Below are 20155 nucleotides of genomic sequence, written 5' to 3' on the forward strand. Positions count from 1 at the left end.
AAAAGTATGAATGGAAAACGCACGACATTAGTAGGAGTAGCCGCATTACTTGCAGTGGGTACGATCGCATGCTCCAATACAGAGAAGCCAACTCCGGCAGTTTCAGGCAAAGCATCGGAGACGCCTAAGGCAAGCGCTGCTCCGACGAAATATTCGATTACGGCGCTCGATTATCGGTACGGTGATCCACCTCCGAACGCAACGCCTGGACTGAATATGATTAATGAACGCTTCAACATTGATTATAAAGTTACTTATGTTCCCAACACGGCTTATGACGAAAAGATCAATGCAACGTTTGCTTCAGGGGATATCCCGGATCTGTTGGGGTTCATGTCGCCTGATTTGAAAAATCGCTACAGCAAATTTGCTAAGCAAGGCGCATTCCTTGCTTTGGACGATTACATCAAAGACTATCCGTCGCTGAAACTGGTTCCTGATTTTATATGGGATTCGATGCGTGTGAACGGAAAGATCTATGCCATTCCGCAATATTCACCGAAATATCAGACGGTGACGGTTATTCGTAAGGATTGGTTAGATGCTCTGGGATTAAAGGTTCCTACTAATTATGAAGAGCTAAAGCAGGTAGCCATTGCATTTACGAAGCAGGACCCAGACAAAAATGGGAAAGCTGACACTTATGGGGTAGCCATTGGTCAAGACATTAACCCGAACTTCAATCAGGGCCCGTACTGGGATCCAGATGCTTGGTATCACAAGGATTCCGAGGGTAATTATATCCCAGGAATCGTTGGAGCCGGACGTAAGGAAATCGTACAAATGCTTGCGGATCTGTATAAGGAAGGCGCTATGACGAAGGACTATGCCGTTCTGAACTGGGCGGATACCAATAAGGAATTCTACTCCGGCAAAGCTGGGATTTTCATCGGTACGCCTCGCGGAATGTCCCAAGCTTATATGGACGGATTGCTGAAGATTCAACCTAACGCTCAGTTCGTGAGCTTGGCGCCATTCACAGATGCTTATGGCAATGCTGGCTTGCAATCGGGTGCAGGCTATAACGGATTTGTTGTTCTGAACGCGAAGCTTGCAAAAGAGCCCGACAAACTGAAGAGAATTCTTGAGCTTCATGATTTCGGCCGTACGTTCTACCCAGCGGCAGATCAAAATGAGAAGAATGCGAATTTTGACTGGTGGTCTGGTAAGGTTGGCGTCGGGTATAACATGGAGAATGGACTTCCTGTCAATGCCAAAAATTTCGCTTCGGACGGCTTAGCGCCATCCACTTATTTTGTAGATAATGCGGCTTGGGCACCTAAGGATACGGACGTTGATTATTCGCTCACATATCAAACCAAGCAGTTGATTGATTTGGTTAAGAGCATTGAAACGATGTACAAGTCCGCGAAGCTGTATGCAAATCCAATCAATGGCTTGGATTCTGCGACGGATGTTGCGAAGGGCGCCGAGCTCAAGAAGTATGTCATGAACGAGCAAGTGAAAATGATTGCCGGCAACCGTCCGATTTCGGATTGGGATAAGCTTGTCAAGGAGTATATGGATAAGGGTGGAGCCGATATCGTCAAAGAGTACAATGCGAACATCAAGACGAAGGATCCGAAAGCATTATTTAAGTAACATAAATGTCGATGAAGGGGCAGCACCTTGCCCCTTTTCTTTTTTCCAATAGAGAGACTGAGAGGAGTGGAACTATGCAGCGTATGGTGAAAATCGGAGTTTGGGCTGATCCGGGTCCCTCTGAAAAAAAATGGAGCTATGGGCAGAATGTATTTGAGCTTTATTTGGAAGAAGTGCTTGCTCACGCAGGTCTAGCCTTTCAACGGCTGGAAAGTTGGGACGCTCTTCAGGCCTATAAGCCTGATGTGCTCCTTGTTGCCCAAAGCGATGAGAGTGATATGTCGCAGCACAAGCTGAAGAATTTCGTACAGGATGGAGGAACCTTGATCTCTTATGCCGGTTTAAATCGKATGGCAGGTGGTCTAGGTTGCAGGGAGACGATTTCTAAGGAAGCCGTGTACGCAGAGCTTCCTAACTTCAACACAGCAGCGGATGGAATTAGACTTCGAGCATTAAGTGCCAAGCCTTGGCACACCGCCGAAGCCAATGGCAGTCAGTTTGTTGCAATGGGGAACTTATACAAGGGAAATTCCCATAGCGAAATGATGGGTCCCGCTTATTTAGAGTTCAAGTTAGGAGCAGGTAAACTGGTCCGCTGGAATATCAATATCTTGGAAACAATTGTGATGCTGCAGCAAGGGGGCGGCCCCGTATTTGAAGATGGCCTACCTGCACCGGACGGTTCGGGGAACCTGGATGAAGGCATTTTGAAAGCAGATGATCGCTGTGAGATGGATTGGGAGCACGATCGCAGCAAGACTGAAACAGGGATGTCCTACTACACAGTTCCCTATGCGGATCTGTGGCGTGAAACGCTTTTGTCCCAATTAATTCGTGAAGCGACTGCTCTGGGACTCCTTGTTCCATTTATCGATTATTGGCCAGAGGGCGTCGAGCAAGTGGCTATGATCTCACACGACAGTGATCTCAATTTGGATGAGTCAGCCCTGATAACCTTGGATGTTCTGAAGGAATGCGGCGTGCATTCGACCTGGTGCATGATTGAACCTGGATACTCGGATCATGTGTACGATCGCGTAAGTGCGGAAGGGCATGAGCTAGCCTTTCATTATAACGCGTTGGATAAGGATAAAGGAGTTTGGAGCGCTAAAGAATTCGAGCGTCAATTGGCTTATATTCGTTCTGCTACTAAAGCGCCAATCGTCTCCAATAAAAACCATTACACCCGTTTCGAGGGATGGGGGGAGTTATTCCGCTGGTGTGAGGCTGGGGGGATCGAGAGTGATCAATCGCGTGGACCAAGCAAGAAGGGGAATATTGGTTTTCTATTTGGGACTTGTCATCCCTATTATCCAATTGCTTGGGCGGATGAACGAAATCGGATGTACAATGTGCTGGAAATCGGTTTTTTAACACAGGATTTAGATCATTCTACATTGGCTGATACTTCTGTTATTATTCCTTTCCTGAAACAGGTTAGTCATGTAAGGGGCGTTGCCCATTTCCTCTTCCATCAAGTTCATATTCTGCAGCAACCGAAGGTGCGGGAAGCATTAAGGAAGGTTGTTCAAGAAGCAAAGGCGCGAKGGTTCGAATTTTGGACTGGTGAGCAGATTGTTCGTTGGGAGAAGTCCCGCAGAAATGTTGTCATTCGTGTAGACTCGGCAGGCAGAATTTCGTTAGAGAATGCACCTGTTGGAGCTGTAGTAAGGATCCCGGTCTTCGACCAAGAAGGCAAGCAGGATGCTGGTACAGAGCTTCGCTTTGGCTTTACATGCAGCAAGTGGACTGCCAAGCAAAGCATATACGCTGAACCACAACCGTGAGAGGAGTGAGGAATATGGGGGAACTAGCAATTCATGGGGGCTCGCCTGTCAAAACGGATGAATTCGCAACAGGCAAACGATTTGGCCTGGAGGAAGCGAAGGAGCTTCTGGAAGCATTGGAGCAGAATACGCTATTTTATCATTTTGGCACGAAGGTTAAGCAATTCCTAAGTGACTTTAATGAGATCTACGGAGTGAAGCGCAGTGTGGCGACATCCTCCGGCACCGCTGCTCTCCATGTAGCTTTGGGTGCGGCGGGAGTGACGGTAGGGGATGAAGTTATCACGAGTCCGATAACGGATCAAGGTACACTAATCGGTATTTTGTATCAGAATGCAATTCCAGTATTTGCTGATCTGGATCCACATACGTACAACATGACGGCAAGTTCCATTGAAGCACGAATTACGCCAAGAACCAAAGCAATCGTAGTTGTTCATTTAACAGGGAATCCATGCGACATGGATCCAATTATGGACATTGCCMGCAAGCATAAGCTGAGCGTGATCGAGGATTGCGCACAAGCCTATTTGACCCGGTATAAGGGACGGCTTGTCGGTACAATTGGCGATTATGGCTGCTTTAGCACGAATGATTTCAAGCACATTTCGACAGGGGACGGGGGAATCGTAACTGTTAATTCAGGTGATGAAGCGGATTATCAGACGACTCATGCGTTTGCCGATAAGAACTACAGTCGTTTTGGCAATGCCGTAAACCGGGATCTGAAATCGGTGGCACCGAATTATAGGATGACAGAGCTGCAAGGGGCAGTAGGGATCGCACAATTGAAAAAGCTGGAATGGATATGCGCTCAGCGGCAAAGCTTTGGAGACCGCATAACAGAAGGGTTGGGAGGTGTAACCGGGGTTACACCGCCTAAAGTCGATAAGGATAATGCGTGTACGTATTGGTTTTATATGTTTCGGTTGGACGTTGAGCTTTTTAACTGCAGCCGTGATGAATTCTGTGAAGCGCTGAAGGCAGAAGGCATTCCCAATCGTGCTGGTTATATCCCTGAGGTTTGTTATATGCAGCCGTTGTTTCAACAGAAACAAGCTTATCCGGGGAGTCATTTCCCGTTTGAGTTAAGTGATGCGACCTACGAACGTGGACTGTGTCCGAATGCCGAAGGAATTCTGAAGACAGCGATACAAATACCGATGAGTGAGTTTTATTCCGAACAAGATGTGGAAGATATTATTCGTGCCATTCGTAAAGTTGCGGATTTCTATACAAAAGGGTGATAAGAATGGAGCGATTTGTTTGCTTGGGGACACCGGTGCAGGCAGATGAAGGAAGGTCGGCTGCTGTGTGTCAGTCAACCTCCGGGATGCAGCGTGTAGTCCTAGCAGCAAGAGGTTATGTGTTGATTGTCGATGCGGTTTCCAGCAAGTGCACGCAAGTTGCTTTTCCGGAGGGACTGCACGATTACTCCTATGCTTCTATGAGCAGCCGCTCTGGTCTATATTATACCGGTGCTGGGCCCATGCTAATGGTGCTGGATCCGTTTCATGAGCGCTTCGTGACTTGGGAGAAACCTGCACCGGAGGAGGAAATCGTCGGATTCGCCTTTGCCGAGGATTCGGAAGGGCATGTGTATTTCACGACATATCCGAGCTGTAAGCTGTTTCGCATAGATGCAGCGTCAGGCAAGGCTTCCGTTGTGGGGCGCTTAGCTATGGATCAGAAGTATGCAATGACGCTAGCCGTTGACTCAGAGGGGTGGGTTTATGCCGGCATAGGTACCACGGAGGCTGGGATTGCTACCTATTGTTTGACGGACGGAAAGCTGTTTACGCTGAAAGGCAGTGGGCCAAGTGTTCGCGGGAGCGGCCATGTGCATATGGGCAAGGATGGTCATGTGTATGCAAGCTTGCCTACCTACAGCACAGAGAAAGACTCGCCAGTGTTGGAGTGGTACCGATTGAATGGCGGCAAGGCCATATCCGTAAAGGAAGCAGATGTATCTGCCTCCTTCTACAAGGGAACCGGTTATCACAAGCTTCACCAAGATTTATCCGATGGAAGAGAGTTGACCAAATACGAGCTCGCGGAGGGTGAACTGGTTATTCAGGAGCCAGACGGGAGACGAACTGAGTTACCACTGTCTTATCAAGGGAATGGAACAGCACTTTCCCCGATGATCGGCGGACCGGATGGCAGGCTATACGGGACTTCCAATCATCCGCTGCATCTATATCGGTATGATCCAAATGAACAAGAAATGCTGAATTTTGGCGGGAAAGTCGTAGAGCAGGGGGGCGGAGGGAATATTTGTGCCTACGCTTCTCTTGGACCTTATATCATTGGCGCAGCCTATGCTGGCGGGCACTTGCATATTCTAGATACGCGGAGGCCGCTGCAGGCAGGAGCTGAAAGCGGACAAAGTCATGATAGGCATTCTATCAGGAATCCCCGCTTAGTTTATTCGGATGAACGAATACATCGTCCCAGATGCGCCTTGGCACATCCTGATGGTACTCATGTTCTAGTCGGCGGTTTTCCGGGTTATGGTGCTGTTGGCGGCAGCTTGATTGTTTTGGATATCTATACGGAGACGACAACTGTATACGAGCAAGATGTTGTTGTCCCTCATCAAAGTACGCTGAGCTTGGGAGCCCTTAGCTGTGGGAATGTGATTGGAGGAACGAGCATCGAAACGCCTGGTGGAGGTGTGCCTGCAGCACGTGAAGCTGTTCTATACCGATTCGATTGGCGGGATAGACTGGTAACGAAGCAATGGTCACCCATTCCGGATGCGCGTGAGATCTCCTTGTTGGTCATCGATGCGCAGGATCGGGTTCATGCACTCACTTCTGATTCGATATACTTCGTATTTGACCCTGCGCGAGAAGGCTTGCTTTATTGCGAAGATGTATCGAAATGGGGAGCTATTGTACGTAACGGTCTGCTCCTTGTTAATGATGCAAGTGGGTCACAAGTCGTGATTGGGCTGCTAAGCAGGGGTTTGTTCATGGTTCAGCCGGACTTGATGACACCACGCCTGATCACTGAGCTTCCTAAGGAAGCAACAAGTGGGTTCGTGTTGTTGCAAGGGAAGATTTATTATGGCTGTGGCAGCGAGTTGTGGAGCTATGCGTGGATGGAAGGAACTGGTGAAGGATGAGCTATAAACTTTCTGAAAGGAATCAAGGCAATATTCCGCATCTGCTAGATCGGATTGAAACAGTTGGGCAATGGGAGTTCAAGCGAGAGTCCATCAAAGCAGCTTGGTTGAAAGTACTTGGTACGCCGCCAGACTCATTTGCGGCAGCAAGCGCTATAGGGTATGAAATCATGAGGGAAGAAGCTATGCCTGATCACCGAAGGCTCGATATCCGTTATGCGACATTTGATGGGGATCAGGTTGAGGCTACATTATTGTTGCCGAATCCTTATGTTTTCGGCGAAGGTAAGCATCCTGCCGTACTCGCACTCCATCCGACAGCTTCCGAGGGAAGACTAGATATAGCGACGCCTTCCGGGCGTAAAAACCGCCTATATGGTCTGGAGCTCGTATCGAGAGGCTATGTGGTGCTTGCTCCGGATGCCATTACGAGTGGCAGCCGGATATATCCGGGTTCAGAAGCCTTTCAGTCAGCCCCTTTTTATGAACGAAATCCGAGATGGACAGTTGTTAGCAAGATGCTGTTTGACCATATGCGAGCAGTCGATATACTTTGCTCCGTTCAGGAGGCAGATTCGGAAAGAATAGGCGCAATCGGACATTCCTTGGGAGGTTATAATAGTTGGTTTCTAGCTGGATTGGATGAACGAATCCGAGCCGTGGCATCGAGCTGCGGCTTCAGCATGTTTACGGATGATCCCGATCCGAACCGATGGGGACAACGCGATTGGTTCTCGCATTTTCCATCGATATCGGATGACTTGAGGGAAGACCGCATTCCATTCGAGTGGCATGAAATAGCTGCGCTTGCGGCACCTACTCCTTTGTGGATGTGGAGCGGGATCAGTGATCACATTTTCCCGAATTGGTCCGCCATAGCATGCGGGATGAGGGATCTGGATAGCTTGTATAAGCTGCTAGGGAGAGAGAACTCATTTACATTCTGGATGGGGAATGCAGGTCATGATTTTCCTGAAGAGGCCAGACAACTAGCCTATCGATTCTTAGACCTGCATTTGGGATATCATCCCAAAAATGCTTAGATCCCTCCTCGAAAGAATGATTGGTAACCATGTAAAGCACATGGTATACTGTGTCATAAACACATGTATAGGAGCGGTATACATTGCTGCGAAAAAGAAATAATTTTCAGGAGCGTTACGACCAATTTCTCCAGGAATTACGGGATGAAATCGTCAGCGGAAAGATTCAGCCAGGGGAATATATATTACCGGAAAACGCACTAAGCGTAAAATATCAGATTAGTCGGGTATCTATTCGCAAGGCTTTGACCGAGCTTGTTGAGGATGGATTAATTGAAAAGATAGCTGGAAAAGGCAATCGTGTAAAGCTGCCGGATCAGGGGCATACGCCGGTTACGCTGCGACTTGCATGGTTCTCCAGCTCTTATGAAATCGACATTATACATCGTATTGTCCATGCTTTTGAGCAAAAGTATCGCTTTGTTAAAGTGGAAATAAATGTACTGCCAGAAGATAGATATACCAATTCCATTATTCAGATGATGGAGCAGAAAGAGGGACCGGATGTATTTATGATGTCCGACTCTCATTATCGGGAGTGGTTGGAATCGGGGAAAACAGAGCATCTGACGGGTTATGTCCCACCGCATTTGAATCCGCAGGAAACCAGTTATCCGCAGGTATTCGATATTTTCACCCATGAAGGGCAGATGCTGGCTGCGCCATTTATTTTTTCTCCAGTCGTGATATGCTTCAATCGATCGATATTTAGGGAAAATGGCCTGTCAGAGGAGACTCCGCTTGTTGATTGGAATGATCTATTGCGAGTAGCCAAGCAATGTACGCATGATTTGAATGGTGATGGTATTGTKGAGCAGTATGGTTTTTGCTTCTCTTCCTCTATCAATCGCTGGCCTGTCTTTCTCCTACAGAATGGTGGGGAAATTATGTCAGCGGATCGAAGTCACTGTACGATGGCCAACGAAGAAAATATTCAAGCGCTTGAGTTCTGCACTTCGTTGATGTACAAGGATCAAGTATCACCCATCTATTCGCATGGCAGCAATCATCTAGCAGAAAGCCTGTTTATGAAGGAACGGGTAGCGATGATAATGACGACCTATTATTTTATGAATGAATTCCGGGACTACTCGATGGAGTGGGATATCCTTCCTGTGCCTGAGCAGCGCAAACAAGCAACGCTCCTGCTGGGGGGAGGGTTAGCGGTGAATGCGAATAGCGAGCATGCCTTGATGGCTGAACGTCTGGTGGAGTTTATGACAGGCGTTGAAGCACAATCGCTGCTCAAAACATATGGCTGCACGATCCCAGTACTTAAATCTGTAGCAGAAGATGATAGTTTGCTTCATCCGGATATTCATCCACAGCATTACAGCCGATTTTTGGATGTTCTCCCTTACGCTCGCACACTGCATAGCCTCAATCTTCAACAGAAGGAAATTACTACACTGTATGAAGAGCTGAACCTCCTGTGGGCTTGTATGGAAAGTCCAGAGGAAACCTGCAGAAGAATTGAAGCTAATTTTAACCTGAGCTTGAAGCAGCAGTCCCTTTCTGTATAGCCTCCCGGCATTCCGTACGTAATGCATTTACTAATAGATCTTATGAATCTGGGAGGAATGAGGAACTGACTTTCTTCTGCCCGGCACATGTTCTATATAAAAAAGACTACCAAAAGAGATGAGTCCTCTTGGTAGTCTTTTGTGATTTAAACCCGATATTCGCTTAAATCCGCTCAATCACCTTATCGATCAACCCATAAGCCCGCGCCTCTTCAGCATTCAGGAAGTAATCGCGGTCAGTGTCCTGCTCGATCTTTTCGATCGGTTGCTTGGTCGTTGCGGAAATGATACCGTTGAGAACGCTGCGCGTTTTGAGAATATGCTGAGCCCGAATGTGGATATCACTTGCCTGACCCTGCGCTCCTCCCCACGGTTGGTGAATCATGACTTCGGCATTCGGAAGGGCAAAACGTTTACCCGGAGCACCAGCTGTTAGCAGAACAGCGCCCATGGATGCGGCCATACCTACGCAGATCGTGGATACATCGGGTTTGATGAAGTTCATCGTGTCATAAATTGCGAGACCAGCTGACGTAGATCCGCCAGGCGAGTTGATGTAGAGCGAAATATCTTTCTCAGGATCCTCTGCGGAAAGGAACAAAAGCTGGGCAATAATCGCATTTGCGACTCCATCATTAACTTCTGTGCCAAGGAACACGATGCGGTCTTTCAGCAATCTGGAGTAAATATCATACGAGCGCTCTCCGCGCGCGGTTTGTTCGACGACCATAGGTATGAAGCTCATTGAAATCATCCTTTCTATAATGAAGATGGGTTGTTTTGTTTACGAGGTTAAGGTTTAGCGTAATTAAGTTGCTTAGCCCATTAAGCGGCTTTGCATTGGATTGTATTGGTATGCACGGTAGTCTTCTGGCCAAATCCAGAGGAAACCATGATGAGTCGAATAGGTTCTTCATTTTGAAAAGAAGGGAACTCGCGAACCGTAACGGTTGCTTCGGAATCCATGGATGCGGTATCTTGTCGGCGATAAGATTCAAGCTGAATGACTTTGCTTTTGGAGGAATCGCTTGATTTGGTGGGGATCTGTTCCCAAGCGATGACAGGTGATACGGATGATAGAGCAGTATCCTGCTGTGGTAGACTTGTTTGTTTCTCCTGTGCTTGCTCATGCTCATGACTCATGGTAATTGCCTCCTCATTCCTTTGGCTTGGGATAAACGGTCAGTAATACCTGATAAGTATCTTGAACGTCTCCTCGAACACCTGCGTAGCGTTGCACTAACTGCTGGGCCATTGCCGTGTATTCTTCAATGAATGCATGTCGCTGTTGCTCCGTGCATAGCTGCACTTGAAGCTGCAGTGTCGCGCTTGGAATCACTTCACCGACATCCGACTGCTCCATGAGCAGCATAGCATCTCGGCGGATTCGCTCGGAAGTCGTCACGAGATGGGCGAGAGAGCTCTGATCCTTCAGCTTTTGCAAGGTTTCAGGCTTCATGCTGAGAGATTCGGCCAGTACAAAGGTTTTGGCGATTGAACGGTAAAGCACCTCAACCAGATTGCGCACTTGGCGTGTACCTACGCGTGTAACTAAGCCGGCCTTCTCCAACGCTTTCAGGTGATAGTTGATGCGTTGAGCCGTCTCACCTAAGGTGCGCGCCACTTCCGCGGCGGATCCCGGCTCTAGGAGCTGCGCGATGATTTCTCCGCGAAGCGGGTTAAGCAGCACAGTCGCCTGCTCGGGGGACTCAATATAGTAGCTGTCTTGGATCTCATTTTCTTGTGGCATGGAGTGGATAGCCTCCGTGTACAAAATATATGTTACGTACAAATATTTTATTACGTGGAGGTGGGAAAGTCAATGGGCGGGGGTAATAACTACTATCGGGAGACAAATAAGTTTTGAAGTAGACAATAAAGTTTTGAAGTGACAAATAAAATCTTGAAGTAACAAACAGAGTCTTGAAGTAACAAATAATGTTTTGAAGTAAACCAGTAAGCGTTCAACCAATCAACAGGGTGAACGCTTATTACATTTTGTGTAAGTAATGAGCTAGCTAGTTACTAGTTACGCCCGGGAGGGGGAGGGTTTAAAATAACGGGCAGGTGTAACGTTTAGTAGTCGGCCTACAGTCGTGGAGCAACTCGGACCTCATAGTTTTCTCATTTAATCCTCGTAAGTAAAAAAAACGCTTTACGAACTTATTTGGTAATTGGTTTACTCATTTCATCGAGCATAGTTTTCGAACGATTATAGGATTGAGATCGGGAGATGAGATATGCTTCACATAGTCTGAGGCGCTATTTTCGACGTCGCCAGATGCTCCATAGAATTTATAATGCGGCAGAAAAGTGATTGGAAAATACTTAAAGGGGGCGAATCAGTTCGCTGATCGTATAGCCAATTAAGCCACGTAATTCCGCCATCCAGCGTTTATTTACACGCGACTGTTCGATATTCGGATGGGCCGAAACAACTAGAATTCTCATTGATCTCCTCCTTTCGCTTCGTCCTCAATGGTTGCGGAAGCCGAGATGGAGCTCACGTTCCGGTTCAAGATGGTCAAAGAAAACCTTATGGTCTGCCTCGAACAGTACTTGCAGATCCTGGAGAGGAATTTCAAAATAGTTGCAGACTTTGAGTGGTATCTGTTACAGCACAAGCCAGAGCCTGAGAAACAGCGCGTGCAGCTACTGCGGGTGTTCGATCATCGCAAGCGGATGGGAGAGGTAGAGATTCAATGGATGAAGGAAGAAATAGAGAAAGTCCGGACAGATGAAGTCTAAGGAGGATGACATGGAACGACTATGGACAACGTCTTTTATTCAATTGACGCTAGGGATGCTGGTCTAATTCACAAGATTCTATATCCTGCTGCCCACGATGCCGTTATTTATTAAGCAAATAGGCGGCAGCGAGTTGCAGGTCGGACTAGAGGCTGAGGTGTTCACACTGACCGCTGTTGTCTTTCGTCCGATTGTCGGAGGGCTGCTTGATCGGTACGGCAGAAGGCAGTTTATGATTTGGGGGCTTGTCTTCTTTGTTATATCGATGTATCTATACGACTGGGTTGCCGGCATAGTAATGCTGCTCGCGCTGCGTGTTCTGCATGGCGCCAGTTGGGCCTTCTCCACGAGTCTATCAGTACATCGGTCACTGATATCATTCCGGACTCGCGCCGGGTGAAGGCATGGGTTGGTTCGGCATGGCGATGACGGTCGCGATGGCGATTGGTCCGCTGCTCGGCTTATGGGTGCTGCAGAATGGTTCATTCCAGACCTTGTTTTTACTCGCAACATGACTGTCTGCGGTTTCGTTTCTGCTAATTTCCACAACCAAAATCCCGTTTCAACCGAAAGGTGCAACGAAAAAGATCGAAATGTTTGAAAAATCGGTACTCCCCGTTACTACAGCGCTCTTCTTTCTGGCCGTTGCCTATGGCGGCATCACAACTTTCCTGCCGTTGTTCGCGGAATCCATCAGGGTCAACGCCGGCACATTCTTCTTGGTATACGCCATTGCGCTTACGGTGGTAAGGCCATTGGCCGGCAAGCTGTCCGACTGGTTCCAGGGAGTAGAATGCCGTGGCAGCTGCTTCCTTGTTTGCATTCAAGTAACGGGAGTTGTATCTGACAATCAAATCGAATTTCTCTAAATGGAAAATTGATTCATCTTGTTTCTGTGAATTCTGTAATGATCTTTACGACATGCTTTTAAATCTTTATCGTCTAGATTATGGTTTGCACCATGACACCAGCGCAACTAACGGAAGAATTTATTTGGATTTTGCATGAAGTTCTCTCCCTAGAAAAGCATACATCGCCGAATTTATCCACCCTGCGCCGGAGAGCGCTGCAGTTCCATTATGCTCCAGCATCCGCTGAGCGTGTAGGTCCGAAAGTGTATAAGCGAATGTTTACAAATGAGCTTACTGGGCGGATAACCAAAATGAAGGCATCAAATCAAAAATGGAGATATTTTATTATACGAGTACGAACTTTAAAGTGGAGAGGAGGAAAAGAAAGCGCTGTCATCACTCATCTCGGGAGGGGTGGGGATGCAGCTTCATAAAGGGAGAATTGAGGACATGATGACTGACTTCAAGGACACAAGCTTAGCGGGGAATCCATCGGCAAGGGCAAACCGGCAAAAGACGGAGAAATACGACGTTGTCGTGTGCGGAGGCGGGCTGGCGGGCTTCTGTGCAGTCGTTGCTTCGGCCAGACAGGGGGTGAGAACCTGTCTCGTTCAGGACCGCCCCGTCTTCGAAGGGGACAGCTCCTCTGAGGTCAGAGTGACCCCGCATGGCGTGGCTGCTTTTCACGTGTATGCCAAGGAAACCGGGCTCATCTCGGAGCTATTGATTGAGGAACGCGCACACAACCACGAGACGGTCTTTGAGAACGGCTGGACGAACAGCGTGTGGGATATGACGATGTATGACATGGCGCAGCGGACAGAGAATTTGACCTTTTATTTGAATACGACCATTCTGGATGTTCGGATGGCGAATGCGCGCAAGATTGCATCAGTCGTGGGTTATGTTTTAAAACGAAGGATATGGGCTACCCGGTGCCATTCACCGCGCCCGATTGGGCTGCGAAGCTTGATAATCCGGACTTTTTCTATAAACAGGGTCGAAATCCCAATTTAAATCACTTAGGGGTTGAAAGGAGGGGGTTTATGTCGCACAGATCAGCGACTCTGCCGAGAAAACATGAATGGGTTTTGATAAAAGTGTACAGGAGGATTGAAAAATGAGAAAAGGAATGATTACTAAGGCTTCAGTAACGCTGGTTATGGCTTTACTCCTGCAAATAGTGGGGGCTGCAGGTATGGAGGGCCCTACCGCAAATGCAGCTCCCATAGTTGCTGACAGCACATGGAAAGCTATTGATACGACATTAGCGGTAGCACCTGGAAGTGCGCTGGACTTGTCCTACTTGAATCAAACACCAGCTGGAACGAAAGGCTTCGTAAAGATTGATGCGGATGGCGATTATTATTTTACGGATGAGCCCAATAAGAAAGTAAAGTTCTTTGGTACCAATCTTAACGGCAGCTATGGTACGGATCCAACCCGGGAAGAAATGGTTATTATAGCCGACCGGCTTGCTGCTATGGGTTATAATGTGGTGCGATACCATTCCAATGATGATAATGTTGACTGGGCAGTAGGACTTATGGTGAAACCTACTTCCACTACGGTTACATTAGATCCGGTCAAACTGGATAATTTTGAGTACTTCGTTTCTTTGCTGAAGGATCGAGGCATTTATATCGATCTCGACATTCTGGCTTATGCGGATTACTCTAGTGTACCAAGCTTAAGCGTCTACGGCTCATTCGCTGCCAAATATATGGCAACGCTTTTTCCGGAAGGTAAAGCGATTTGGCGATCATTTGCTCAGCAGTGGCTTACTCATGTTAATCCTTACACCGGACTTGCCTTGAAGGATGATCCTATATTGATGGGGCTGTCTCCCATGAATGAAACGATTCTTTATAATGCTAATTTTTCAAACTCAAGTGTAAATGAATGGTTAAAAGCAGACTTTAATACGTTTCTGGCTGGTAAAGCACGTCCGCCTATCACAACATTTCCAAATATATTTTGGAGTGCACCTGCGAGTATTCGTGATGATCTTGCCGAATACTTCACAGAAAAAACGTTATCTTCCCATAATGAAATGAAAAATTACCTTAAAGATGTAATTGGAGTAAAGGTACCCATTGGAGGAATTAACTACATTAATGATTCTTTGGCCAACTACTGGCGAACACACACAGATGTTCATGAAACACACTTATATAATGGGCTTGTAGATGGAAGGGGAGCAACATTCTCTTTTACCCCGGCGTCACATCCTCGTTACAGTATGGTATTCGCTCCAGAATCAGCAGCTAATTATGTGCCGCAATCTGGAGGGACTATATTTAAGAATTATATTCCTGGTCTTGCCCTTGGGCAGCTGTACCAGAAGCCTTTTGCATTAACTGAATATAATCAGGAGTTTCCGACGAAAGGCAGAGACGACCTTGGATTGATGGTGGCCGCGACCGGCGCCTTCAATGGCTGGGATATGCTAAACAGGTTTCAATATGTTTCCCGTGTAAGAGAGGCTACTCAACAAAGTGCAACTTTGGGTGGTTTTACTTCATTTGATACCCTAACAGATACCTTGGTAACGATGTCCGAATATCAAAGCACCCTTCTTTTCCGTAAAGGTCACATCACTGCAAGCGAACCTAAATTTGTCATTGTCAGGGACCAGACATCGGTTAAGACGCATGCGGCATCAACGGAGAATGAAGATTTAGAGATTAATCGAATGTATATACCGCATCTGTTCAAGATGGTTACCGTGTACGCAGATAAGCCTGGTGAACCCTATGCCATCTATAAAATCACACCTGAGCTTACACCTGAGCAAATCGCAAGCGGTAATTTTCCTGCCCAGAATAAGATATCCATTACGAATAGCATGACTTTAAAGCAGGTTGCGGAGACGTTTATAAATGCAATAGATGATGTCAATCTGAAAAACAACATGCTCTCTAATCTGAATCAAAATAAGCTGGTTTCGGACACGGGTGAGCTTATATTTGATCTTAATTTAAATACCTATCTGATCAATACCCCTTACGCAATTGGAGCTGTAGGCACGTTGAATAACAACAAATTCGAGCTTGGTCCTGTATCCATGAAGGCAAGTGTGGATAAAGGAACCGTATCCGCAGCAACGCTTGATGATAAATCGCTAGACAAAAGCGAGAGAATGCTGGTCATCTACACAACCGATGCAGCGGCGACAGGGGAAGATACGATTCAAGATCTGACGGATGCCAACAAACGGACCTATGTAAGAGGGAAATTGCCGACACTTGCCAAACACGAGACAATGGAATTCCATCTGAAGACGACACTCATCCCAGCAGCGTACAAAGCTTACAAGCTGGCGACAAACGGTGTACGGCTGCAGGAAATTCCCGTGATCGCCACAGGAAAAGACGTATTTGTCCAGCTTGATACGGATAAAGGCTTCGCCTTTGAACTGGTTTACGATCCATTGTACACGAATGATTTTGAGTCAGGTGTGGCGGATTGGACCTCCGTTAAAGGGAACTTTGCGCTTCAAACAGAAAGTAGTGGCAATCATGTGTATCAGTCAACGAAGTCATCGACAGCTGTGGTCGAGCAGACTGTGGGTACAGACTATTTCGTAGAGTCAGATGTGAGGATTGTCAGTCATAAAGATACGGTAGGACTCCTCGCCCGGTATGTAAATCCAGACCAGTATTATAGCTTTACCTATGATGCGTTATTCGGAAAGGCAGTCATTGAGAAACGCAGCAATGGTACATCCGTTGTGCTTCAAACAGCGACCGGTGTGACATTACCGTTGGATGTTATGAACAAGCTGAGGTTTGAAGGTGTAGGCAGTAACCTATATGGCTATATCAATGGTCAATTGGTGGTCACAGCAACAGACAACTCGATTACAAGCGGCTCCGCTGGGATCCTAACGAAGGATCTTGAACTGCCGGCAGGCTTCCCGTGGGGGACAGCAACACAACAATGGATAGCTGCACTAGGAAACGCGGTGAAAAGTGAAATTAATGCAACCCCTGGCTCTAATGGGGCATTCCTAATTGGATTAACCGAATTCTTGAAGCGGGTTAAGGGCCCAGTCTCCTATGATAATTTCATCATCTCGTATCGAGATATGACGGCGCCTTCCGCACCATCGAATGTGACAGCAACGGCGCTATCTTCTTATGAAATGTCATTGTCTTGGACCCCGTCTACGGATAATGACAGTGTGGCTGGCTACATCGTCTATCGGGATGGGCAAGAAATTGCGACCTTAAATGGCGCAACCACGAGCTATAAGGACACGGGCTTGAGCCTGGCCACGACTTACCATTACACGGTTCAGGCCGTTGACCCTGCGAATAATCGTTCTGCAGTAAGTGTTGAAGCTGTGGCTGTGACGAAGAGCACACTGCTCGAGGATAATTTCGAATCGGGGAGTGCAAGCATGTGGTCCGTTGTTTCTGGATGGGGAACTTTTGGCGTGGTGAATGACGGAGGCACGAAGGCTTACTTGTCCGATAATGCGGGTAAAGGGGCTACAAGGTCCGTAGCTGGACTCTCCTCGTGGACCAACTACCGTGTGGAAGCGAAAGGGAAAATGGATAAGCCGAGCGGCCGAATCGGGCTAGTGGGGAGATTCGTCGATTATAACAACTATTACAGCATGACTTATGAGAACTATACCCAAAAAGTCTACATCAGTAAGCTGGTGAACGGCACGACTGTCGACTTAGCGATTTCCAATCCGATAACGCCGCTTACCGCTGGAGCGTACCATTCGTTTGGATTCACGGTATCAGGCAATATCCTGCAAGCGTATGTGGATGGGCAGCTGGTGGCTATGACTACGGACAGCTCCTTCTCAGCTGGGAAGGTCGGCGTATATACGCACCTGTTGAAAGCGTATTTTGACGATATTGTTGTGAATCCCCTGCCGAATCCCGACGTCACAGCGCCTACTGCGCCAACCGGCTTGACGGCTGATGCGCTCTCGTCTGCGGAAGTTGCGCTGTCTTGGGCGCAAGCCTCCGATGATACCGGGGTAACCGGCTACATCATTTATCGGGATGGGCAATCTGTGGGCACGGTGACGGGCGCGGTGTATACATTCAAAGACACAGGCTTGAATGTGGCGACGACTTATCACTACACTGTCAAAGCGAAAGACGCGGCGAACAACATCTCCGAAGAAAGCAGTGAAGCCATCGTCACGACGAAAAGCACACTGCTGGAAGATAATTTTGAGTCCGGCAGCGCCAGCAGTTGGTCGGTGGTTTCCGGATGGGGAACGTTCTCCGTTGTATCCGACGTGTATGGGTCCAAAGCTTACCTGTCTAACAATGCGGATAAAGGCGGGGTGAAATCCGTAGCAGGATCCACATCTTGGACCAACTACAGCGTAGAAGCCAAGGGAAAAATGGAGACGGCCAGCGGTCGAATAGGACTGGTGGCGAGGTTTGTTGACTATAACAACTATTACAGTATGTCCTATGATAACTACACCAAGAAAGTATACATCACAAAGCTGCAAAACGGTGTTCAAACCGATCTTGCCATTTCAGCAGCCATCCCGCCTCTTGCCGCAGGAACCTATCATACGCTGCGATTCACGGTGAATGGGAATACGCTGCAGGCATATGTAAATGGTCAGCTTATTCTTACAGCAACAGCCAGCACGTTCTCAGCGGGGAAAATCGGGGTATACACACACCTGTCGAAAGTTTATTTTGACGATGTTGTGGTGAATGCAGCTCCGTAAATAGGAGGTCGCACAAGTAGATGTCTCTACTCGTGCGACCCCAAATACAGAATAACGTCGGACGGGGGCATGGACGGCTAGTTTGTTCAGCAGCCAAAAGATTGGCGCGGACTATTTGCATGACGGCAATACAGGGAAAGGGACATTGAGCGTCCAGTATACTCCTAACGTATTGTCGGCAGGCGCTTATGACGTGTATTTGTGGTGGAATGCCGATACGAATCGAGCAAGCAATGTACCGGTCACTGTCAAATATACAGACGGGACGACGTCTGGTTTGACCGTTAACCAGCAGGCGGGCGGCGGGATGTGGAACTGGATTGGAAGTTATCCCTTCTCTGCAGGGACGTCGGGTAGTGTGATTATCGGCAACACGGGGACAACCGGATATGTAGTTGCGGATGCGGTAAAATTTGTTCTAAGGCAATAAATGACAGCTGGCAGCCTATTTCTTTGTATTAAGCATTCACGGCGATACTTCTTGGCCGGTTCCCTTTGGAGTCGTACCTGGGATGATAAGCCGTTGACCCGGAGGTTGTTAAACTACGACGGGGAACGTTAGCAACAAGTCGACTGGTTATATTTAATTTGTCAGAAGTACTTCAAAACTAGACACTAAAGTTTTGAAGTGCGAAATACAATTGAAGTAGTAACAAATTATGTTTTGAAATTAAATAGGCGTTCACTCTGTTATTGGGTGAACGCCTATTTAATTTTATGTTTGGAGAGAGAAGAGGAAGTCCTCCTTAGTCGTATCCAGCAGAAAGACGGGCAGGAGGGGAGAATAAACTAACGGCAGAATAGCGTGGTAATCCTATTGGAAATAAAGATGAATTTATCCATATTTCTCGAATAATTATTTGAACTTGCAGTGATCATCCGGCGCTTTTAAGCATTAGAACTAAGGTTTGTTTTAGGGAGGATACTATGGAAATAGATTTAGTAAAATATCTGGGAGATCTGCTTTTACATCAAAATGACGAGTTGCTAATTAAATTAAGGATAGGTGACGGTTTAGATAAAAGTAAAGTTGATGAGATTTGTGCAGTATTAAGTCAATTAGCCATCGAGTGGGAAAATGATGAAAAGATATCGAAAGAGGCAGTTGATTACTTTATTCAAATAGATCCAATTATGAATGCAACCCTTGAGTCGATATTCCGAGAAACAGCAAGCAGAAATCTTAATACAATAAAAAACTGACTGGGGCTTTTAAAGAATACAAATACCAAAGTGAATCGGGGGGCTTTATGTACGATTATATAGGCATCCATTCTGAAAATTATGCGAAGAAAATTAAGTCGAAAGTTTTGGAGTCCAAAATATTCATATTATCGCCTATGAAGTGAATGCGGAGGGCATCCATTTTAGTGGCTCAAGCCACGGTCTCATTACAGGTGTATTTATTCGAACGCCTGATGATGATATTGTGATGTATCACTATGGCACAACCTCCCATAATACCGTGCAAAATAGTGTGCTATGGGGAGATGACGCACATACGATTCTCATAGGTCTGGGAAGTGTACCGGATGCCCATATCTCAGATTTAACGTTTCAGAATATCGACGTGCTGAATGAGCAAGGGGTGTATATCCTCGATAAATTTACTGGCGTGTTGAAATTATGGGCAAATGGGGGTGAACGCCTACTACTTTTTTTGCGTAAAAGTGTCAGGCTAACCATTTGAAAGGGAAATTTAGGTAACTAACAAAAATCGTACAGAAAGACCTAAAGATTCTTAAGGCCTGA

Annotated in this window: 15 protein-coding genes and 2 pseudogenes; 13 read left to right on the forward strand and 4 right to left on the reverse strand. The window is 47.0% G+C overall.

What is annotated here, in order from left to right; all coding sequences use genetic code 11:
• Positions 1–6 precede the first annotated feature (6 nt).
• The 6 genes from AC1DLM_RS01070 to AC1DLM_RS01095 all read left to right on the forward strand — a co-directional run bounded on the left by AC1DLM_RS01070 (position 7) and on the right by AC1DLM_RS01095 (position 9085).
• Complete coding sequence (locus AC1DLM_RS01070; protein ID WP_441987656.1) at positions 7–1602, forward strand: extracellular solute-binding protein; 1596 nt, start codon at positions 7–9, stop codon at positions 1600–1602.
• A 74-nt stretch (positions 1603–1676) separates the two neighbouring features.
• The gene (locus AC1DLM_RS01075) at positions 1677–3389 is read left to right on the forward strand and encodes a polysaccharide deacetylase family protein (protein ID WP_477568804.1); all 1713 of its coding nucleotides are present in this window, start codon (positions 1677–1679) and stop codon (positions 3387–3389) included.
• A gap of 14 nt (positions 3390–3403) precedes the next feature.
• The gene (locus AC1DLM_RS01080; protein ID WP_477568805.1) at positions 3404–4636 is read left to right on the forward strand and encodes a DegT/DnrJ/EryC1/StrS family aminotransferase; all 1233 of its coding nucleotides are present in this window, start codon (positions 3404–3406) and stop codon (positions 4634–4636) included.
• A 5-nt stretch (positions 4637–4641) separates the two neighbouring features.
• Complete coding sequence (locus AC1DLM_RS01085; protein ID WP_441987659.1) at positions 4642–6519, forward strand: hypothetical protein; 1878 nt, start codon at positions 4642–4644, stop codon at positions 6517–6519.
• Positions 6516–7562, forward strand: coding sequence for a dienelactone hydrolase family protein (locus AC1DLM_RS01090; protein ID WP_441987660.1), 1047 nt, complete (start codon positions 6516–6518; stop codon positions 7560–7562). Before AC1DLM_RS01085 ends, AC1DLM_RS01090 begins: the two co-directional genes overlap by 4 nt.
• Before the next feature lie 83 nt (positions 7563–7645).
• Positions 7646–9085, forward strand: coding sequence for an extracellular solute-binding protein (locus tag AC1DLM_RS01095; protein WP_441987661.1), 1440 nt, complete (start codon positions 7646–7648; stop codon positions 9083–9085).
• A gap of 163 nt (positions 9086–9248) precedes the next feature.
• On the opposite strand, the gene clpP is transcribed toward AC1DLM_RS01095, so the two are convergent.
• The 4 genes from clpP to AC1DLM_RS01115 form a co-directional block, all read right to left on the reverse strand.
• Positions 9249–9830 (reverse strand): ATP-dependent Clp endopeptidase proteolytic subunit ClpP, encoded by a 582-nt coding sequence (gene clpP, locus AC1DLM_RS01100; protein WP_477568806.1) that lies wholly within the window; start codon positions 9828–9830, stop codon positions 9249–9251.
• An 80-nt stretch (positions 9831–9910) separates the two neighbouring features.
• Positions 9911–10228 (reverse strand): hypothetical protein, encoded by a 318-nt coding sequence (locus tag AC1DLM_RS01105; protein ID WP_477568807.1) that lies wholly within the window; start codon positions 10226–10228, stop codon positions 9911–9913.
• Positions 10229–10241: 13 nt separating this feature from the next.
• A complete protein-coding gene (locus tag AC1DLM_RS01110; protein ID WP_441987664.1) occupies positions 10242–10835 on the reverse strand; it encodes an ArsR/SmtB family transcription factor in 594 nt (197 codons plus the stop codon).
• A gap of 578 nt (positions 10836–11413) precedes the next feature.
• A complete protein-coding gene (locus tag AC1DLM_RS01115; RefSeq protein WP_441987665.1) occupies positions 11414–11536 on the reverse strand; it encodes a hypothetical protein in 123 nt (40 codons plus the stop codon).
• Positions 11537–11581: 45 nt separating this feature from the next.
• On the opposite strand from AC1DLM_RS01115, the gene AC1DLM_RS01120 reads away from it, so the two are divergent.
• The 7 genes and pseudogenes from AC1DLM_RS01120 (at position 11582) to AC1DLM_RS01150 (ending at position 20093) form a co-directional block, all read left to right on the forward strand.
• Positions 11582–11833, forward strand: coding sequence for a hypothetical protein (locus AC1DLM_RS01120; protein WP_441987666.1), 252 nt, complete (start codon positions 11582–11584; stop codon positions 11831–11833).
• A 10-nt stretch (positions 11834–11843) separates the two neighbouring features.
• Positions 11844–12675: pseudogene (locus tag AC1DLM_RS01125) on the forward strand (MFS transporter); the annotation flags it as partial.
• 429 nt (positions 12676–13104) lie between these two features.
• A complete protein-coding gene (locus AC1DLM_RS01130) occupies positions 13105–13701 on the forward strand; it encodes an FAD-dependent oxidoreductase (protein ID WP_477568808.1) in 597 nt (198 codons plus the stop codon).
• 103 nt (positions 13702–13804) lie between these two features.
• Positions 13805–18403: a fibronectin type III domain-containing protein gene (locus AC1DLM_RS01135; protein ID WP_477568809.1), complete on the forward strand. Its 4599-nt coding sequence runs from the start codon at positions 13805–13807 to the stop codon at positions 18401–18403.
• A 73-nt stretch (positions 18404–18476) separates the two neighbouring features.
• A pseudogene (locus tag AC1DLM_RS01140) lies at positions 18477–18833 on the forward strand (golvesin C-terminal-like domain-containing protein); the annotation flags it as partial.
• Positions 18834–19330: 497 nt separating this feature from the next.
• Positions 19331–19606: a hypothetical protein gene (locus AC1DLM_RS01145; RefSeq protein ID WP_441987669.1), complete on the forward strand. Its 276-nt coding sequence runs from the start codon at positions 19331–19333 to the stop codon at positions 19604–19606.
• Positions 19607–19835: 229 nt separating this feature from the next.
• Positions 19836–20093, forward strand: a complete 258-nt coding sequence (locus AC1DLM_RS01150) for a hypothetical protein (RefSeq protein WP_441987670.1) — start codon at positions 19836–19838, stop codon at positions 20091–20093.
• The last annotated feature ends 62 nt before the right edge of the window (positions 20094–20155 follow it).

It is taken from the genome of Paenibacillus sp. 01T442 (assembly GCF_056398345.1).